The organism is Lysinibacillus sp. COL-1 (assembly GCF_059814265.1).
In genome coordinates, this window is record NZ_JCAWSJ010000004.1 from 1,710,432 (window position 1) to 1,729,222 (window position 18,791).

Sequence of the window (18,791 nt, forward strand, 5' to 3'; positions counted from 1 at the left end):
GTCTTATTGGGTTTGACGGTAGTTAAAAACTTCCAAAGAGGTGACCTATGTATTGGAAATTTGTGCGAAATGATGTGGCAAAGAGCAAGCTTATAGCAGGTATCACGATACTGTTTGTGGCAGCTGCTGCTATGCTTGTCACGCTCTCGGCAATGCTCATTGTCCATTTAACAAGTGCGATGGAAACGATGATGGAGCAAGCAGAAACGTCTCATTTTCTACAGATGCATGCAGGCAAAATTGATCAAGCACGACTCACTGAGTTTGCGGAACGTGATGAACGTGTAGACGAATTTCAGGTCAATGAATTTCTCAATGTAAATGGTGCCAAGATCCATATTGCTGGCACCACACTAGCGCATAGTGTACAGGACAATGGCTTTAGTACGCAAAGTGAGAAATTCGATTATTTACTGGACCTGGATGGTCATGTAATTGAAGTGGCGAATGGCGATATTTATGTGCCAATAGGCTATTGGAAGGATGGGACAGCTAAACTGGGTGACACCGTGATTGTTCAAGATAAGCACTTGACGATTGCAGGATTTTTACGAGATTCACAAATGAATGCTATGCTGGCCTCTTCAAAACGCTTTCTTGTCAGTGAACAGGACTATGCAGCCATCCAGGGAGCGGGCACGGTTGAATATTTGATTGAATTTCGGTTAAACGATTTGGCTGAATTAAAAGATTTTGAAGAAGCCTACACACGTGCAGGGTTAGAAGCGAATGGACCATCCATTACGTTGCCGCTCTTCAAAATGCTAAATGCACTATCGGATGGGCTAATGATTGCTGTCATTTTATTAATCAGCCTTCTTGTAGTATTCATTGCTTTTATGTGTATTCGTTTTACATTACTCACGAAGATGGAAGAGGATTATCGCGAAATTGGTGTCATGAAAGCGATTGGCATTCGAGTTGCGGATATTCAAAAGATGTATTTTGCCAAATATGCTGTGATCACGGTAATAGGCTGTATGCTAGGGTTTGCTAGCTCTTTCTTGCTTCGAAATAGGCTACTTGAAAATATCCGTTTGTTCATGGGGGAAACGGGCAATACCTCACTGATTTGGCTGTTCACCTTCATCGGGCTATTGCTCGTATTTATCGTGATAATGGGCTATGTACAATCTGTTCTGAAACAATTTCGCAAGCTATCAGCCACTCAGGCGTTGCGTTTTGGTACAACACAAGGAAAAACACAGCATACAAAATGGTTGAACCTCAGCTCAAATAAAAGACTTCCCATTAATCTCTTTCTTGGGGTGAAGGATGTCCTGTCACGGAAAAGGCTGTATGCCACTATGCTGGCCGTCTTACTCCTGGCAACATTTATCATCATCGTACCTCATAATTTACACAATACGATTGCCGCCAAAAGCTTTATGACGTATATGGGCATTGGCAATAGTGATATTCGAATAGATGTCCCACAAAGCAAGCAAACTGCCCAGCAGGTGGCAGCTGTCATTAAGACATTAGAACAAGACAAAGCAATCGAGCATTATAGTGTGTTGACGACAAAAAAGTTCGCGACAATGGCCGATGATGGCTCGGAAGCAAGCTTAAAAATAGAGCTGGGCGATCATACAATCTTCCCAGTAGAATATGCACATGGCAGGGCGCCAATTGCCCACAATGAAATCGCGCTTTCTGTGCTAAATGCTGAAGAGCTTCACAAAAAGGTTGGCGATGCTATGTCATTGATCATTCATGGTGAAGTGAAGGATTTGATTGTTAGCGGCATTTATTCTGATATTACGAATGGTGGCAAGACAGCAAAGGCAGCTTTCTTTGACCATTCTACAGAAAGTATGTGGAGTGTCATCTATGGAACGATGTCTAAGCCATCGCAGGTCGAGGAGAAGCGAAAGGAATATGCAGAAACATTTTCTTTTGCAAAGGTCTCAGGCATTGATGATTATATCAACCAAACCTTTAGCACGACCATCCATGCCATTGAAAAAGCATCTCGTGCAGCACTTGCCATAGCCCTCTTGCTGTGTTTGCTCGTCACGCTGTTATTTATGAACATGCTAATGGCGAAGGATCAAACATCTATCGCTATTATGAAGGCATTAGGCTTTACTAACAGAGATATCGCTACACAATATGCGGCTCGATCCGTGTTTGTTTTACTTTTGGCTATAACAATGGGGACGTTCCTCGCCAACACGCTAGGTGAGCTTGTGACAAGTACGGTTATCGCATCATTTGGTGCGGCTTCATTTAAGTTTACGATTCAACCTCTAGCGGCCTATGTTTTTTGCCCATTAGCGCTCACAAGCGTTGTTCTGCTAGCTACACTCATAGGTACGTCCAGGGCGGGGCATGTCAAAATGATGGACCATATAAAGGAGTAGAACCTTATGAAACTAGTGAGTGGTAAGCAAATAGCAAAGTCATTTCAGGTCGGCGATGAACAGTATAATGTGTTAATGAATATTTCCGTTACAATAAATAAAGGGGAGTTCGTTGCCATTATGGGGCCCTCTGGCTGTGGGAAATCGACACTCTTGTATGCACTTAGTGGGATGGACACTATCGATCATGGGCAAGTGATCTTTGATGGCATGGATTTAGCCTCACTTCGTGACAATGAGCTTGCGGATTTGCGCAGAACAAGAATGGGCTTTGTGTTTCAGCAGCCGACCTTTCTAAAAAACTTAAATATCCTTGATAATATTTTGTTACCTGCGATGCGTGATCAACGAAAAAATGTGAGCATCTTAACAGACAAAGCGCTGTCCATCATGGAAAAAATGGGAATTGCGGACTTAGCAAAGCGAGATTTGACACAAGTTTCTGGCGGACAATTGCAACGAGCAGGCATCTGTCGTGCATTGATTAGCGATCCTCTAATGATTTTTGGAGATGAACCAACAGGTGCTCTGAATTCAACATCTGCACAGGAAATCATGGATTTATTCACGGTCATCAATAGCGAGGGTACAACGATCATGCTTGTGACACATGACCCGAAAATTGCTGCCAGAACGGAGCGTATTCTCTTTATGTGTGATGGAGCCATCGTAAATGAGCTACGATTGCCCACCTTTACAGGCATAGATTTAGACGATAGAATGGCCAAAGTAGTGGCTACTATGCGAGAAATAGGTATTTAAATAGATGAGAATCCGTAATGATTAAAAAATTACGGATTTTTTTTGTGAAAATTGAATCGTAATAGCAGTGGCGTCCGTCAGTAGTGTAGAAAGAAGGTGAGAGCAATGATGGATATTGAACAGATAATCGAGGAGCATGGTGATTACTTGCTAAAGGTCGCCTATCTATATGTGAAAAATAAGACGACAGCAGAAGACATTGTGCAGGATGTGTTCATCGCCTTTTATCAAAAGCAGGAACAGTTTCGCCAGGAAGCATCATTGCGTACATATTTAGTGAAAATGACGGTTAATCGAAGTCATGATTATTTACGGAGTTGGAAAAGCAAACGGCTGACACTGTTTGAAAAGATTACAGGGCGCACGACAACGGTTACACCTGAAAAGGAGATGCTAGAGAAATCCGTCAAAAAAGAGCTAATGGAGGCATTGTTTACGTTATCAGTCACCTATCGAGAGGTCTTGATTTTGTATTATTTTGAGGAGATGACGACTGTGGAAATTGCCCAGCTCGTGCATTGTCCAGAAGCAACAATTCGTACAAGACTACAGCGAGCCCGTAAACAGCTGGCAGCAGCAATGGGTGACTTTGATTGGGAGGGGCTACGTCATGAATCAATTTAAAGAGGATTTGCTTAAGGAGCTACAGGATGTCAAGCTCTCACAACAGCGCAAGCAATTAATCGCTGACAAAGCGCGACGACAAGGGCAACGTAAAACAGGAGGGGAATGGACATATCGTCTCGTGCTGGCAACCTTTACTGTTTTCGTCATTGGTTTTAGCTATATTTTGACACAGCAAAAGGAACAGCGTACCACAGGACAGCAAGCAGCTAGTACATCATCAGATACATGGCACTGGTGGTCCCTTTTTGACTCCGATTATGTAAGAGGCATGTTATTGCTTGGTATATTTATCGGAGCAACTTTTATTGTCAAGCGTTTGTTAGTGAAAAAAGGATATGGCCTACCTGTTTGTATTGAATGTGGGGAGAGCTGGTCTGAGAAAGATGCACGTAAGTTGTATCGCAAAAATGGTGAAATTGTGTGCCCTCATTGTGGACAAAAACAATATCGCACAAAAAAATCCATTCAAATCAGTGGTGTGATGACGATGCCAGTGCCGTTATTGATTATGCTGCAGCATGTTTTCCAACATTTTGTTATCGGACTTATTTTCTTTTTAGTGGGCATGTTCTTTTATCATCATCAAATTGCGCCATATGTGTTTAAGCTGCAAGAAAAAGATCCAATGAATGAACCTTTATGGTAATCATTTTGAAAGGAAATTGCTATTGTAATCTAGCAATTTCTTTTTTTATTCGAAAATAGATTGACAACGGTTTTTATTTGCTTTATCTTTGTGTTAACTTATTTTAATTATTGGTTAACGCACAAGGGGAGGCTTTTTACATTGAAAAAAGGAAGTACATATCAATACGTGCTAGCAGCATTTGGGGCAGCGATTATCGCCGTTCTCGCACAAGTAACGATTCCACTACCACTTATTCCGATTACAGGACAAACTTTAGCGGTTGGAATTGTCGTAACCATTTTAGGGACAAGATTAGGGACGATATCTGTCCTGCTTTATATACTATTAGGCGCAGTAGGTTTACCTGTATTTAGCGGGATGTCAGGCGGACTCGGGATTTTAGTTGGTCCAACAGGCGGATATATCGTCGGTTTCCTTGTCACAGCGATTATTATGGGCTTATACTTAGATCAATTTGGTATTACATTTGTTCACGCTATTATTGCGAATATTATTGGCATGATCATCACATTAGCGTTCGGAACAGTGTGGTTAAAAATTGTAGCAGAATACACGTGGACAGCTGCCTTTATGGGTGGTGTTGCACCATTTATCGTAGTGGGGATCGTCAAAGCGGTACTTGCAGCGTGGATTGGTGTCATTGTCCGTCGTCGCTTAGAGAGCGCACATTTAATTGAAGCAACAGCATAGGACATGGGAGGAATTGTTTTGGCAACATTATGGACAGGTGGCAAGATTTACACGATGGCTCAGGTTGGTGAAACAGTGGAAGCAGTCCTTGTAGAAGATGGAAAAATTGTGGCGACAGGCTCAGTGGAGAGCTTGTCGCCACTAGCTGCTTCTATCCAACATTTACAAGGACATGTAATGTATCCAGGCTTTGTCGATAGTCACTTACATATTATTGGTTATGGTGAAAAGCTCAAGCATATTGATGTCTCCACAATTACAAGTAAAGAGGCATTACTCAAGAAGCTTCAAGAGCGAATGTCCAAGGCCACGGCACAGGAATGGGTCATTGCAATCGGGCTAAATGAAAACCAATTTGATGAACCGATTTTGCCGACATTAGCGGAGCTAGATGCCCTTGGAGAGGCCCATTTAATCATTAAACGGAGCTGTCATCATTTGATTTTAGCGAATTCCAAGGCACTTGCCTTTGCTGGCATTACCAATGATACACCTTCACCAGAGGGCGGTGTCATTGACAAAGTCGACGGTCAGCTCACAGGTGTACTAAAGGACGCAGCATTGTATTTAATTGTCAACCATATGCCGCATATTACACCTGCGTATATCGAGGATGCTTTGGCAAAAGCGGTGGCCTCGCTTCAATCCTATGGTTTAGTAGGAGGGCATTCTGAGGACTTAAGCTATTACGGACCACCAAGCCAACCGATTCTGGCTTATCGTAAAATCGTGGAGGCACAGCAATCCTTTAAAGTTCATTTATTACAGCATCATACGGTCTTTGAAGCGGTCGCAAAAATGGATTTAGCCTCATCACCATTTTTAGAGTTTGGCGCTATGAAAATTTTTATTGACGGAGCCTTTGGCGGTCGCACGGCGGCACTACGTCAACCGTATAGTGATGACTCTAACAATGCTGGGATGCTCATTCATACAACAGAGCAATTAACGACCTATGTTCAGCTTGCTCGTCAGTACGGACAAACTGTGGCCGTGCATACGATTGGAGATTTAGCAATAGCAACGATTTTAGACGTTTTTGCGGCCTATCCGCCGCAGGATGGTCAGTTTGATCGCGTGATTCACTGTAGTTTAGTCGATGATGAACTATTAGCCAAGCTAGCTATTTTACCTGTTGCGGTAGATATGCAGCCGCAATTTGTACAGGGAGAATATCAAGCAGAGTTATCGAGACTTGGAGAGGTGCGCGTTCAAGGCTTACATCCTTTAAAGTCGCTTCTTGACCGAGGGCTGATTGTGGCAGGGGGCAGTGACGCCCCGATTGAGGTTCCCAATCCGCTACAAGGCATTTACGCTGCTGTCACAAGAAGAAATATTGGCGAAAGCCATGAGGGCTATAATCCGCAGGAGAAAATTTCACGGTTTGAGGCCGTCCATCTGTATACCGTAGGAGCAGCCGAAATAATCGGTCAGTCACATAAGCGTGGCAAAATTGCAGCAGGCTATGCAGCCGATTTTACGGTTTTACAGGAGGATCTTTTTACTGTAGATATTGAACAACTACCACATATACAAGTAGCTTGTACGGTGGTGGATGGGAAGATGGTATATGAAAATCGCTGTGAAGGATAACCTTTGCAGCGATTTTTTCTCGGTCTATTGTTTGTCAGCCAAATTTTTTACTTGCTGCTCTAAGCTCGATACACGTTTTGTTAAGTCCTCTACTTGCTGTTGCATGGTTGGTGGAGGAGGCACAGGGACGGTTGACTTCATTTTTTTAATCATATGAATCATCACGAAAAAGATAGCTAGAAACATACATAAAAGAACAGTTGTACTAATGATATCGCCAAGAGTGAATTTCATGTTTGCGCTCCTTTCTCTAGTGGGTATCTAGTTATATACTGGATAGCAACATGAAAAGTTTCAAAAAAATGGAGAAAGTCACGATAAATACACAAATCTTCTCTTACTTTGATGCATAGGATACTTGAACAAATTGCTATTTTAGCGGCTTTCAGTACTGTGCTATAGCTATTTGAACATACGTTAGAAGAGAGCTATTCTAACAGCATGACAGGGGTGAGTACGTGCACAAGGCAGGACAAGTAATGCGACAGGCTGTCCACAATATTTATGCGTATCGGTTAGATTATGTACAAGTTTTCGCATTGATTAGAATTTTTCAGTTTTTATTGATAATCCCTGTAACCTCGATCGTCTTGAAGCTCATGCTCCGAGTAACAGGGTATACACATATTACTGAGCAAAATTGGCAAAGCTTTGTGGCGCATCCCTTTGTCATCATGATGATTTGTCTATTAATTTTGCTGTTTTTATTATTTGTTTATTATGAAATGGGCTTTCTCTTTCTTATGGCCTTTCATCAGCAAAGGGGGATGCGCTATCGCTTTCTTCCTTTATGGCAGCAATTGAATCGAAAGGTTATTTATTTTTTTAGTGTCCAAGTCTTATTTTTAATTGTCTATCTTGCCCTATTAATGCCATTAGCTTCCTTTATGCTACCACTCACCTTAACGCAATCCGTTTCTCTGCCACATTTTTTAACAGACGAAATAATGAGCAGTCGAGCTGGTAGGCTAGCATATGCTGCGGTGGCAAGTATCGTGGTGATGATCGGCATTCGTAGTATTTTAACGTTACCAATTTTTACAATCCAGCCCAACATCTCGATTCTACGTTCCTTTAAGCAAAGCTGGCATTTTTCTAAACGAGGTTTATTTGAACTGTTAGTATTATTAGCGATGCTTTTAACAGGTCATTTGCTAATGATGCTAGGAATAACGGTCATCAGTACGTTTCCGCTCTATTTAATAGAGCGCATAATGCCGAGCGCAGCATTGGTCACAGCGGGGCTTACACTTGCCTTGTTAGAAATGGTCTTTGTAGTGCTATTTAGTTTATTACAGGCTATGTTTTCACAAGTCATGGTTGCCATTACGTATAACACGCCAGTGCTAGGCAAAGTCAGAGTGGCTACCAAGAGACAGCGACGCTATAAGCCATTACTATTGATCAGTTTCATCGTTTTTATCGTATTAAGTATGATGAACATCAATTCTTTAGAGAAAAGTGTTTATGCCCCAGATACTAAAATTATTGCCCATCGAGGCTATGTTGCAGGTAATGTAGAAAATACGATTAGCGGGTTAGTAAATGCAGCGAATGCGGGGGCAGATTTAATTGAAATCGATATTCAGCAAACCGTAGATGGTGAATTTGTTGTCTTTCATGATCGAACATTAAGACGGCTAGCCGGTAAAAATGGTGTCATTGCGAATATGACCCTAAGTGAACTAAAGTCATTAACCATTCACCAAAATGGCTATAGCGATAAAATTGCATCTTTAGAGGATTGTATCGAAATTGCCAAAGCGTTAGATGTGGCGTTATTAATCGAATTAAAGGTGCACGGCCAAGAAACGGAAGATGTTTTACCTAAATTAGTTGAGAAGCTACGTCAATACAAGGTGCTGGATTCCTACTATGTGCAATCCGCTGATGTACAGAAAATGGCGCAATTAAAAAAATTGGTGCCCAATTTGCGAGTGGGCATTGTCTATGCACTCAACATCGGACCAATGGAGGAAAATGTTGATTTTATCGCATTAGAAGAATCCTGGGTAACCGAGCAGCTGATTGAGGAATTAAAGCAGCACCCAACTGACTTATTTGTTTGGACACTCAATGACGACCGTTCCTTGCAAACCTTTATTGAAAAAAACGTCAGCGGCGTCATCACCGACCACCCCGACGTCGCCCGCGAGCTAAGAGCACAACAAAGCGAACATCAATACTTCTTACAGCGCATCCTCAATCGACTGCGATTTATCTTTTGAGGGAAGCGAACTGAACGCCCGCGAGCGAAGTGAATACTCGCGGAAGGAAGGTGAATACTCGCGGAAGGAAGGTGAATACTCGCGGAAGGAGAGTGAATACTCGCGGAAGGAGAGTGAATACTCGCGGAAGGAGAGTGAATACTCGCGGAAGGAGAGTGAATACTCGCGGAAGGAGAGTGAATACTCGCGGAAGGAGAGTGAATACTCGCGGAAGGAGAGTGAATACTCGCGGAAGGCAAGCGAATACTCGCGGAAGGAGAGTGAATACTCGCGGAAGGCAAGCGAATACTCGCGGAAGGCAAGCGACAACCCGCGAAAGTAAAGCGAACACCCAGATGCCCTCAAATCAAAGCGAACAACATAAGCGCTTCATCATACGCAACCGTTCGATAGCAGTTTGACTTCGCTGAAAATAAAAAAATCGGTCAGATTGTAACCTTTTTCATGCAGAGGCGACTACTTCTATGAATTCGAGATATGAAGGAGATGCTTTTTTATGAAAATGACGAAAGTCGTACCATTTGCTATGTCAGCATTATTATTAGGGGGCGCGATTGGAGCTCCAACTGCATCAGCTAACGAAGGTGAGGCTGTGGTGACGAACGCAGAAACTACGGAGCAACAAGTGCAGCCGACTTTTATTAAAGTAACGGGTACAGTGGAAAATGTAGATGTTCGTGAAAACGGAACGTCCTATACAGTAATGGACGGTGACAATACGAACATTGTCATCGCTAATAAAGAGTCATTCATTTTCGATAATACAGGAAAAGAAGTCAAGCTTCAAAAAGGGGATAAGGTGTCGGCTTACTCTTATGCCAAAAAACCTATGCTTGCAATTTATCCACCGCAGTATAACCCAGAAGTAATTATTGTTGAAACAGAAGCAATGGGTAGCGTGGAAGTTGATTTCTTCGATAAAAATTTAATCGATACAGACAACAACTTAAAATTAAATGTTGGAGAAGATACTAAATTAGTAAGTGCTTCTGGTAAAGATGTAAAATTGGATGATTTAAAAGAGCAGCATTTAGCCGTGTTCTACACAATTGCTACGATGAGTATTCCTGCTCAAACACCACCTTCAAAAGTCATCGTGTTGGACACGATCGAGAAGGAAGAACCAATTGAAGTAGATCCAGAGCCAACTCCTGAACCAGCACCATCGAATCCAGCTGTTCAAGAAATCATCAAGAAAGACTTTTATGAAGTAGAAGGGACGAAAATGGTGCCACTACGATTAATCGCAGAAGAACTTGGCTTTAAAGTAGAAGTTACGCCAAAAGGTGCTATTATTTCGAAAGGTGCCGTTTCTTATACGATTACTCGCGGTCAAAAGGAATATGGCTACAATAAAGCGCTTCGCCAATTTAAAGTAGCGCCCGCTTTATTAGAAGCTGGCAAAACATATATACCTGTTGAATTAGCAGAAGAACTAATGAAATAATGACATTGAAGTATCTGGCAATTCGCTAGGTACTTCTTTTTTTATTTCCTTCTAATGGAAAATTCAGTACAATGAAAAAGAAAAGTCGAAGCATAAAGGAGAACGTTATGAAGCAAGCACTCATTATTATTGATATCCAAGAGGCTTTCTTTTTGGATAGCCAACAAAATCTATGGAATGATGAAACGATTATTAAAAATATCAATACGGTAATCACATGGGCACGTCATAACGAAGTCCCAATTATTTTTATTCAACATACAGAGGCCAATGATGTTGATTTTGCAAAGGGTCAGCCAGGGTGGGAGCTGTATCATGGACTGCTTAGACAGGCACAAGATAAAGTGATTCAAAAAACAACTTGGGATGCTTTTTATCAAACGGATCTTGCACAATATTTGAACGAACAGCACATTGATCAGTTGATTTTCGCAGGTGCTCAAACAGAGTTTTGTCTTGATACGACGATTCGCAGCGCTTTTAGTCATGGCTACCATCATAATATTTTAATCGAAGATGCACATAGCACCTTAAATAGTCAAGTACTCGCAGCACCTCAGATCATTCAGCATCACGAATCCGTATGGCGTAATCGCTTTGTAAAAATTCAGCCAGTTGAGGAGTTCCCAAATGCTCATTGACCAAAAAGCGTTTCATATAAAAGAGCTAGACTATATTATTCGCTGTGCACAACTTGAGGATGCTCAAGCTTTATCGGATTTGCGCCTACAATTGGACGGTGAAACAGAAAACTTCGACCGAGAGCAGGGGGAGGCATTCATCGATCAAGCGGGCTTCGAGCAGCTTATTCAGCAGGATACAGCAAGTCCGAAAAATCTGTGTTTAGTAGCGGTTGTAGGTGATCAAATCGTTGGGTACTCCAGATGTGAGGGATCTCCATTAAAGAGACTTGCCCATAAAGTAACATTTGGCATCGGTGTTAGGAAGGCTTTTTGGGGCTATGGCATTGGAAAAGCTCTACTACAAGTATCTATTGATTGGGCAGATGCCAATGGTGTACGGAAAATGGCATTAGAAGTGCTAGAAACGAATGAAAAAGCTATACAGCTCTATGAAAAATGGGGCTTTACAGTAGAAGGTATTTTGAAAAATGATAAATGCCTTGCAGATGGTAAGTACTATCACACAATCATAATGGGTAGATGGCAACCCTAGTTAAGAAGGAACAGATATGACCAATTTTATGTATATTTTTTGTTTAATTGTCTGGGGACTTAATTTTATTGCAGTAAAGATTCAAGGAACCCCAGTCAGTCTAGAATTATCTTTAACCTATCGTTTAGTTATAACTGCTTTTTTATTTGGCCTACTTGCTTGGTTGATGAAACCACAGGGGAAGCCGCAGCAGCACGATTTTCCATTTATTATCGTCTTTGGTATTTGTAATTTTGCCTTCAGTTATTTAGCTTTATACTATGCGACGATGTTGAGCTCCGCTGCGATTGTCACTTTAATTTTTTCATTAAAAGTAATTTTAACGCCCATTGCTCTTCGAATATTTCTTAAAGAACCATTACATCGTCGCGTTTTAATCGGTGGTATTTTAGGGGTAATCGGTGTTGGGGTATTAATCTATCCCACTTTACATAGTTTTTCAGGTTTGGCTGATTTAAAAGGGGTCCTAATTGCTTTACTCGGTACTGTTCTAACAGCAATCGGGGATGCAAGCTCTGCAAGAAATGCAAAGCGCCAGATTGACCCCATTTATGCCAATGCCATTGGTTTTACAGTCGGCAGTGTAGTCATGTGTGGTATTGTCTGGATACAAGGACAAAAAATCGTCTTGCCTACATCCATTACCTATTTATCAGCCCTACTGTATTTAACGATCATCGCATCATTTCTTGCCTGGCTATTTTATTTAAAGCTAGTAGAAAAAATTGGCGGAGCGAAGAGTGGCTACATGGTTGCGTTGTTCCCTGTGATTGGCGGGATTGCTTCTGTTGTCATAGGGGAATCTACGCTTAATCTGTATTTAATCATAGGCTGCCTTTCTAGCTGTATAGGAGCTGCAATTGCCTTAGGCTTTCAATTTAAGCCTTTTTTACGAGGAACGAAAACCTCCTCCCCTTCATAAAATAGAGAAGAACGCTTGAAAAGGGTGAGGACAAAATGTCATTCGTTCAATCGAGTACAATGGCAAGTAGCAGAGAAAAAGAAGAGGATCATTGGGACATTGACCGTTGGGAAAATGATGGTGGCAGAAGTTTGCAGACGTAAGGGGGGACGAAAATTTGTCTCCCTTATAATATGTTGAAACCTTTTTTCATGCTGCCCGTATGATTAAGTAGACAAGTTTTAATAGCAGATTTGAAAAAAGGGAGAAATATTTTTTGAACCATTGAACAAAACGATTATTATTCATTATTTATTTGATTGTTATTGCGGATGCATATTACACAACACTGTATATTGAACAAAAAACACCACCGCAATATCAAACCATCAAAGCATCAGCCTTTACAGTTAACATGGTACGGTAGCAAGCCTCACAAAAAGAAGCGGACAACCCGTCGCTTGAAGCCTATGTCCTTCAAGCCATTGCTTCAGAGAGTGACCTATGGCATGGTGACACAGGTAAGGAATTTAGAACATCGTACAAAAATGCACGTCTTTTTACGATACCAACAGCTACGTTGCTGACACCCTGTACATTTACAGGGTGTTTTTGATAAGGAGAATGAATGAAATGAGCATGGTAACCTACATAGGATTAAATTTTCAGGCTGCAATAAATGACGACGATATGGAAGATGAAGTTGAAATAACAGATTTGTTCCTTAGTAGCGAAGAGCGTCAAATGCTTCAGCATCAACATTTTACAACGCCATACCTATATGAGCTTGAAGCAAAAGGGAGTCCCATTTGGCAAATGCATAACGACAATAAAGTGCATTCGCCACATAACTACGAAAAATCCAAAAGCACATTTCTTCTTGTTTGTAACTTCCTGAAAAAACTTCTGCCAAAAGGTGATTATTGCGAAATCTACATTTGCTGGAAGGGGGAAGAAGGGGAGGATAGCGAAAAGAAATTCGAGCTCCTGTTAGACCAACTCTCAATCGACCAGCTCGAAATGAATGAAAAATACTTGATTACAATCAAAAATCAATTCTAATAAAGATTGAAGCGAAAAGCCTCACCCTTTATTAGAATTGTTTATTGGAAGTCGATCGGAATAAAATCGTCCCCGAAGAATGCTAGGATATTGCAAAGATACTCAAAGACATTCGTGAAACTCGTTTCTCAGATGGCTTGTCTTGTCTACATTGTGTTAGTATATCGGTATAGTTAGTTGCAAAAAGTTTATTTGTTTCGTATTATGAAAAAATCTCACATTTCAAGGTGTTTCGATTTACTGTGATATATTCCCCAGTTGATTTATTCATTACTTGTGACACTTTCTTGGTATGCGTTATCTCGCACCAATCATTTTGTACATCCACCAATATTTTTATTTCCACATCACTTTCTCCATATTTTAAACCACTATAAGATAATTTCGTCATGATCATCCTTCCTTTCTTAATCTTTAATATATTGTCAAATATGATATTTCAATCTACCTGTTTCTATTATACTGCACATTTATTGATTTATAAAAAAGCAACAATCTTTACGAAACCAGCCTAAAATAAAACGAGTATAGATATTATTAAACTGCCAGGGCAGTTTGGTTTAATAATCGTGCAATTGTTAGAATTTGGTATAATTATTTTGGAGGTGAACGTTTCATATATGATAGTATTTGTGTTCATTAGTATTTATTTAATGCCGATTTTAGCAATTATATTTTGTCTAAACCTTGTAGAAATAATAAAGAAAGTAAAAAAAGAACAACCAACTACTTCTAACACAGTTTGGTTAACAATCTCTTTTGCATTAATTGTATGGAGCATTGCTGTTACATCTTTTGGTGAATAATAGAAACGCTTTAGCCAAAGCAATCAACAGCTCTCCCTTAAAAATAAAATTTAACAACCATCCACGATTCTGCTAAAAGAATTGTGCCTTTTCTTTGGGGGAAGGGACAGATTGCTAAACGGATAGTAGTTTAAGGCGAGGGGAAAATAAATTTCAGTTAATCGTTCAAGTTGCATACAAATATAAAGTGTGATGAATATTAGTAACTCATTAGCTATAATTATTCCAGAAAAAAGCGCTATTTGTGAGTTGAAAAAAATCCCAATTTCTCAATTTGAACACTAGGAAATTGGGATTTTATTTGATATAACAGTCAGATTTGCTTTTAAATCGCTTTGTTGTATGCAATAGTCAAGCAATTTTAAGCATCGTTTATAAATAGGAGCGTTTAGCTGGCCGTGAACCTTGTAGTTTACGAAGTTGTACAATTTGTCCTGTATGATAAGCATCGTGCAAAAGGATATTTAGATATTGTTGCCAAACTGGAAGAGAAGGACTAGGTTGATCCAATTCTGCTTCTTGAAGGGATGCTAATGAAGATTGTAAGGCATCGTGTACGTGAAGTGTTCGCTTCACTGTTTCTTGCCAAGCATCCTCATCATTCGCTCCACCTTGGACAAACGTTTCATCATTATTTTGTGGAGCAACAAATGAGTTATCTTTATGTAAGCGAGAAAGTAAGCGCTCTTTAAAGGCTAGTAAATGGTTAGTATTTTCCCAAATCGTATTAGCGGCCTTTCCTTCTAGTTGCCAACATGCTTGTGCAGCAGTGAGATTCTTTAATGCTTCTGATAGTGGTGGATACCATTCTTCTTCGAAAAAAACTTGATTGACTCCATTTTGCAAGAGTTCCTTTTTACTCATTGAGATAGCCTCCTCTTTTGTAACCTTCTAAACATGACTTACTATTAATTTATCAAATTTTCCGAAAAGAGTATATAGGAGTGAAAATATACTAACAGGGACGTTAACTAAAGAGCATTGAGTTGCTTAGGCTCAGTGCAGGTTAGAAGAACAAGAAAGGCTATTGAATGACGTTCTGTTTTGTATCCGGATCTGATGGATTTGCTTAAGTATTTATTTATAATATAAGGGAAAAATACTTACAAAATTTACATTAGAGGTGGCGATAATTCTTGAGAAGGTTAGTCATACTAGTCATGGTGATTTTTGGATTATTTTTCCCGATACAATTGCTATTAGTAAAGGCGAGTATTCAACCAAAATTGGAAAAAGTAGATGTTTCATTTATTCAAGTAAAACGTTTAAACGGGGAAACTCGTTTGTTTAAGGAAAATGATGGATATGAGGAAGTGATTATCGATAAGATTGTTAACTGGATAAATACATCAAGCCCTTCCGAAGAAGCAAATGAGTTAGAGTTAAATCAAACTTCCATCATCTCGATAATGAAAATAAAACTAAAAAACGGAGACGTTGCAGTTATTGAACCAGCTTATAATTGTGTATCCCAAAACCAAGTAAAAACATGCACGATTGCAGATGGTGAGGTTATCTATACAAGTAATAATAAAAAGCTTCGATTGAAATCAGTAGAACTTTATGATTGGCTCTTAGTTGGCTGAAAATATGAAAGTGTTGGGGCACCAAAAGATGAGTTGCTTGAAGAAACTTTATATAGCAGGTATTTTTCCTATCTCGATGAAACTTACGCAGATTTTATCATGTGTCCAAAAATCGATAAAGTTGAAACAATAGATGGCAATACAAGGAGACATATTGTTCAGGCAAGTGCGTTAAATTATAGTGCACATCATGGTGATGTTCCCTTTGATAGAATCCATATAATGTTGACTGATACGCCAGAAAATGGAGTGAAAATAAATAAAGTGACAATACAAAAGGGGATTTCTGAAAAAGAAAGCGCTATACAATGTAGGCGAGCGAGCTAAAGGATGACAGTGTAGAGAAGTTGTATGAGAAATACTAGTAAGTTGGTGAATGGATGGAACAATTGATAAAGGAAATAATGTCTCAGAGTAGCCAATATAAAGTTCAAATTATTAAACGTAAGGATTGTCTCTATACTATAGAAGTATTTATGTGGCAAGAAGAGTATGGATATGAGTATTGGCGTCCAATAAAAAAAGATTTGACTTTGGTTGAAACGGAGGAAGGTGCAATAGCATTAGCCATTGAACATTTAAGCGTGTACTCTGGAGAACAATGCTTTTATTAATGTGCCCAATTTTGGATTGATGTTTTAGAATGCACTTGCTTCGGCAGGTGTTTTTTTCATTATCGATGCTCAGATATAATATGTTTAATAATACAAAAATGGTTAAATATTGTATAATGAAGTTAGGATATTTTGATATTAGTAGCTTGTAGAAAAGAGAAAGTGGTTGAGAAAATGAAGAATAAAAAAGGCATAGTTATTGCTAGTATTATATTATTATACTGTGTGATTTCAGTTATCTATACGCTTTTACTGGATGGAAAAATCAATTGGTCTCTATTATTTTTAGCAATATGTATGATTTATATTATAGAAGTTGCTATATCTAATAATAAATTACTTAAAAAGAAATTGACTAAGTAGGGCCAATACCAAAAGCTTAACAGGTTAAATCAGTTTTTACAGTTAAGTTACATCTGTTGGTAGGGCATCCATTCACATTCCAACGGTTTTATTATTCTCCATTTGCATTTAATACCTCATATTATCAGGTGAATAAGAAGGTGGGTATGCTATTGTTTAAAGAAGTTTCAAAGCTACAATTGGTACTATCTTTTTTGATGGCTTTTATTGGCTTCTCACAAGCATTTAACAACTGGGGAGAAAAGAGAATGTTATCTTTATTCTTTTTGATTGCTAGTATATTCGTTTTAATTGTTGCGAGTTTAGCTCTAATTTTTTATAGAAAACGGCAAATCATTAAAGAGTAATGATGGGCTTCAAAAAGAAAAAGATTGAAGCTTTTTAGCTCCAATCTTTTTTCTTGTGCAATCATACCGTATTTTCTAGCCGAGGCTCAAAATAGGGGACATGATCTAAAACATTGATATATCAACTTGCATTTATTTTATTTGACGTTTGGATAAATCATCGTTGCTGGGTCGACATATTCATCGAATTGCTCTTCTGTTAGTAAACCACTTGCGATAGCTGCTGCTTTTAAAGTAGTGCCTTCTTTGTGCGCTTTTTTCGCGATTTTTGCTGCGTTTTCATAACCAATGTATGGATTTAATGCCGTTACAAGCATTAATGAATTTTGTAAATTATGATCTAGTACTTCTGTGTTAGGCTCAATGCCTACAGCACAATGGTCGTTAAATGATTTCATTGTATCGGCTAATAGGCGAGTCGATTGTAAGAAGTTGTAAATAATAACGGGTTTAAAGACGTTTAGTTCAAAGTTCCCTTGAGAAGCGGCGAAGGCAATTGTCGCGTCATTGCCGACTACTTGTGTGACAACCATAGTCATAGCCTCACTTTGGGTAGGGTTTACTTTACCTGGCATAATCGATGAGCCTGGCTCGTTTTCAGGGATTGTGATTTCGCCAATACCAGAACGAGGGCCACTCGCAAGCCAGCGAACGTCATTAGCAATTTTCATTAAATCAGCTGCTAATGCTTTTAATGCACCATGAGCAACAACAGCTTCATCATGGCTTGTTAAGGCATGGAATTTATTCGCAGCCGATGTGAACTGTTTGCTTGTTAGTTCACTAATTTCTGCTGCTACACGATCACCAAATTCAGGATGAGCGTTGATACCAGTACCAACCGCTGTGCCACCAATCGCAAGCTCTTTCATATAGTCAATATTTTGGAGTATCATATGCTCGGATTTTGCTAGCATGGCTGCCCAGCCGCTAATTTCCTGACCCAATGTAAGAGGTGTCGCGTCCTGTAAATGCGTACGGCCAATTTTAATAATATCTTTAAATTGAGCTGCTTTGTCTTCTAACGTTGATTTTAATAGACGAAGTCGTGGTAATAAGTAATCTTCCACTTTTAACACAGCTGCAATATGCAATGCTGTTGGGAATGTATCATTTGAGCTTTGTGATTTATTGACATCATCATTTGGATGAACAATATCAGCTTCGCCAGCGTCCTTTAATAATTGGTTCGCACGGTGTGCAATGACCTCATTCACGTTCATGTTGGATTGTGTACCGCTACCTGTTTGCCAAACAACAAGTGGAAATTGATCGTCCCATTGACCATTTAAAATTTCATCTGCAGCCTGTACGATGGCATTCGTTTTAATATCAGAAAGTTTGCCTAGTTTGTTGTTCGCAATCGCAGCACTTTTCTTTAAAATAGCCATGGCTTGGACAAGCTCAATCGGCATTTGCTCTGTACCAATTTGGAAATTCTCTTTACTGCGCTGTGTTTGCGCACCCCAAATTTTATCAGCAGGTACTTTAATTTCACCCATTGTGTCTTTTTCAATACGATAATCCATGTTCAAACAGCTCCTTTATTATGTAAAACTCTTCTAATATACAGA

At 39.6% G+C, this 18,791-nt stretch carries 21 protein-coding genes; 17 read left to right on the forward strand and 4 right to left on the reverse strand.

Features of this window, described 5'->3' with window-relative positions; genetic code table 11:
* Positions 1-47: 47 nt before the first annotated feature.
* The 6 genes from AC6BKE_RS16600 to AC6BKE_RS16625 all read left to right on the forward strand — a co-directional run bounded on the left by AC6BKE_RS16600 (position 48) and on the right by AC6BKE_RS16625 (position 6,687).
* The gene (locus AC6BKE_RS16600; RefSeq protein ID WP_499857325.1) at positions 48-2,366 is read left to right on the forward strand and encodes an ABC transporter permease; all 2,319 of its coding nucleotides are present in this window, start codon (positions 48-50) and stop codon (positions 2,364-2,366) included.
* Between the two features lie 6 nt (positions 2,367-2,372).
* Positions 2,373-3,128, forward strand: a complete 756-nt coding sequence (locus AC6BKE_RS16605) for an ABC transporter ATP-binding protein (RefSeq protein ID WP_089932414.1) — start codon at positions 2,373-2,375, stop codon at positions 3,126-3,128.
* A gap of 105 nt (positions 3,129-3,233) precedes the next feature.
* The gene (locus AC6BKE_RS16610) at positions 3,234-3,752 is read left to right on the forward strand and encodes a sigma-70 family RNA polymerase sigma factor (protein WP_036117292.1); all 519 of its coding nucleotides are present in this window, start codon (positions 3,234-3,236) and stop codon (positions 3,750-3,752) included.
* Entirely contained in the window at positions 3,739-4,401 is a 663-nt protein-coding gene (locus tag AC6BKE_RS16615; protein ID WP_036117294.1) for a TIGR04104 family putative zinc finger protein, read from the forward strand. Before AC6BKE_RS16610 ends, AC6BKE_RS16615 begins: the two co-directional genes overlap by 14 nt.
* 141 nt (positions 4,402-4,542) lie before the next feature.
* Positions 4,543-5,094 carry a biotin transporter BioY gene (locus AC6BKE_RS16620; protein WP_036117296.1) on the forward strand — a complete coding sequence of 184 codons (552 nt, stop codon included), beginning with the start codon at positions 4,543-4,545 and terminating at the stop codon, positions 5,092-5,094.
* An 18-nt stretch (positions 5,095-5,112) separates the two neighbouring features.
* Complete coding sequence (locus AC6BKE_RS16625; RefSeq protein ID WP_499857328.1) at positions 5,113-6,687, forward strand: amidohydrolase; 1,575 nt, start codon at positions 5,113-5,115, stop codon at positions 6,685-6,687.
* 24 nt (positions 6,688-6,711) lie between these two features.
* On the opposite strand, the gene AC6BKE_RS16630 is transcribed toward AC6BKE_RS16625, so the two are convergent.
* Entirely contained in the window at positions 6,712-6,921 is a 210-nt protein-coding gene (locus AC6BKE_RS16630) for a hypothetical protein (RefSeq protein WP_036117306.1), read from the reverse strand.
* A gap of 224 nt (positions 6,922-7,145) precedes the next feature.
* Here AC6BKE_RS16630 and AC6BKE_RS16635 point away from each other — a divergent pair, with 224 nt between their 5' ends.
* From AC6BKE_RS16635 to AC6BKE_RS16660, 6 genes are all read left to right on the forward strand, one after another.
* Complete coding sequence (locus tag AC6BKE_RS16635; RefSeq protein ID WP_036117309.1) at positions 7,146-8,915, forward strand: glycerophosphoryl diester phosphodiesterase membrane domain-containing protein; 1,770 nt, start codon at positions 7,146-7,148, stop codon at positions 8,913-8,915.
* A 496-nt stretch (positions 8,916-9,411) separates the two neighbouring features.
* On the forward strand, positions 9,412-10,362 hold the full coding sequence (locus AC6BKE_RS16640) for a stalk domain-containing protein (RefSeq protein WP_058844959.1): 951 nt from the start codon (positions 9,412-9,414) through the stop codon (positions 10,360-10,362).
* A 107-nt stretch (positions 10,363-10,469) separates the two neighbouring features.
* On the forward strand, positions 10,470-11,003 hold the full coding sequence (locus AC6BKE_RS16645) for a cysteine hydrolase family protein (protein WP_499857330.1): 534 nt from the start codon (positions 10,470-10,472) through the stop codon (positions 11,001-11,003).
* Positions 10,993-11,538 (forward strand): GNAT family N-acetyltransferase, encoded by a 546-nt coding sequence (locus AC6BKE_RS16650; RefSeq protein WP_271913064.1) that lies wholly within the window; start codon positions 10,993-10,995, stop codon positions 11,536-11,538. Before AC6BKE_RS16645 ends, AC6BKE_RS16650 begins: the two co-directional genes overlap by 11 nt.
* 16 nt (positions 11,539-11,554) lie before the next feature.
* Positions 11,555-12,460 (forward strand): DMT family transporter, encoded by a 906-nt coding sequence (locus AC6BKE_RS16655; protein WP_340834004.1) that lies wholly within the window; start codon positions 11,555-11,557, stop codon positions 12,458-12,460.
* Between the two features lie 612 nt (positions 12,461-13,072).
* Entirely contained in the window at positions 13,073-13,501 is a 429-nt protein-coding gene (locus AC6BKE_RS16660) for a hypothetical protein (protein WP_499857331.1), read from the forward strand.
* Between the two features lie 202 nt (positions 13,502-13,703).
* Here AC6BKE_RS16660 and AC6BKE_RS16665 read toward each other — a convergent pair whose 3' ends face one another.
* Positions 13,704-13,892, reverse strand: a complete 189-nt coding sequence (locus AC6BKE_RS16665) for a hypothetical protein (protein WP_499857333.1) — start codon at positions 13,890-13,892, stop codon at positions 13,704-13,706.
* A gap of 229 nt (positions 13,893-14,121) precedes the next feature.
* Here AC6BKE_RS16665 and AC6BKE_RS16670 point away from each other — a divergent pair, with 229 nt between their 5' ends.
* Positions 14,122-14,307, forward strand: coding sequence for a hypothetical protein (locus tag AC6BKE_RS16670; RefSeq protein WP_499857334.1), 186 nt, complete (start codon positions 14,122-14,124; stop codon positions 14,305-14,307).
* A 372-nt stretch (positions 14,308-14,679) separates the two neighbouring features.
* Here AC6BKE_RS16670 and AC6BKE_RS16675 read toward each other — a convergent pair whose 3' ends face one another.
* The gene (locus AC6BKE_RS16675; protein ID WP_499857335.1) at positions 14,680-15,171 is read right to left on the reverse strand and encodes a DinB family protein; all 492 of its coding nucleotides are present in this window, start codon (positions 15,169-15,171) and stop codon (positions 14,680-14,682) included.
* 272 nt (positions 15,172-15,443) lie between these two features.
* Between AC6BKE_RS16675 and AC6BKE_RS16680 the strand changes: the two genes are divergently transcribed.
* The 4 genes from AC6BKE_RS16680 (at position 15,444) to AC6BKE_RS16695 (ending at position 17,217) form a co-directional block, all read left to right on the forward strand.
* Positions 15,444-15,893 carry a hypothetical protein gene (locus AC6BKE_RS16680; RefSeq protein ID WP_499857336.1) on the forward strand — a complete coding sequence of 150 codons (450 nt, stop codon included), beginning with the start codon at positions 15,444-15,446 and terminating at the stop codon, positions 15,891-15,893.
* A 33-nt stretch (positions 15,894-15,926) separates the two neighbouring features.
* Positions 15,927-16,220, forward strand: coding sequence for a hypothetical protein (locus tag AC6BKE_RS16685; RefSeq protein ID WP_342503901.1), 294 nt, complete (start codon positions 15,927-15,929; stop codon positions 16,218-16,220).
* Positions 16,221-16,273: 53 nt separating this feature from the next.
* A complete protein-coding gene (locus AC6BKE_RS16690) occupies positions 16,274-16,507 on the forward strand; it encodes a hypothetical protein (RefSeq protein ID WP_340810925.1) in 234 nt (77 codons plus the stop codon).
* A 515-nt stretch (positions 16,508-17,022) separates the two neighbouring features.
* Positions 17,023-17,217, forward strand: coding sequence for a hypothetical protein (locus AC6BKE_RS16695; protein WP_089932390.1), 195 nt, complete (start codon positions 17,023-17,025; stop codon positions 17,215-17,217).
* Between the two features lie 137 nt (positions 17,218-17,354).
* On the opposite strand, the gene fumC is transcribed toward AC6BKE_RS16695, so the two are convergent.
* Complete coding sequence (fumC, locus tag AC6BKE_RS16700) at positions 17,355-18,746, reverse strand: class II fumarate hydratase (RefSeq protein WP_058844968.1); 1,392 nt, start codon at positions 18,744-18,746, stop codon at positions 17,355-17,357.
* Positions 18,747-18,791 lie beyond the last annotated feature (45 nt).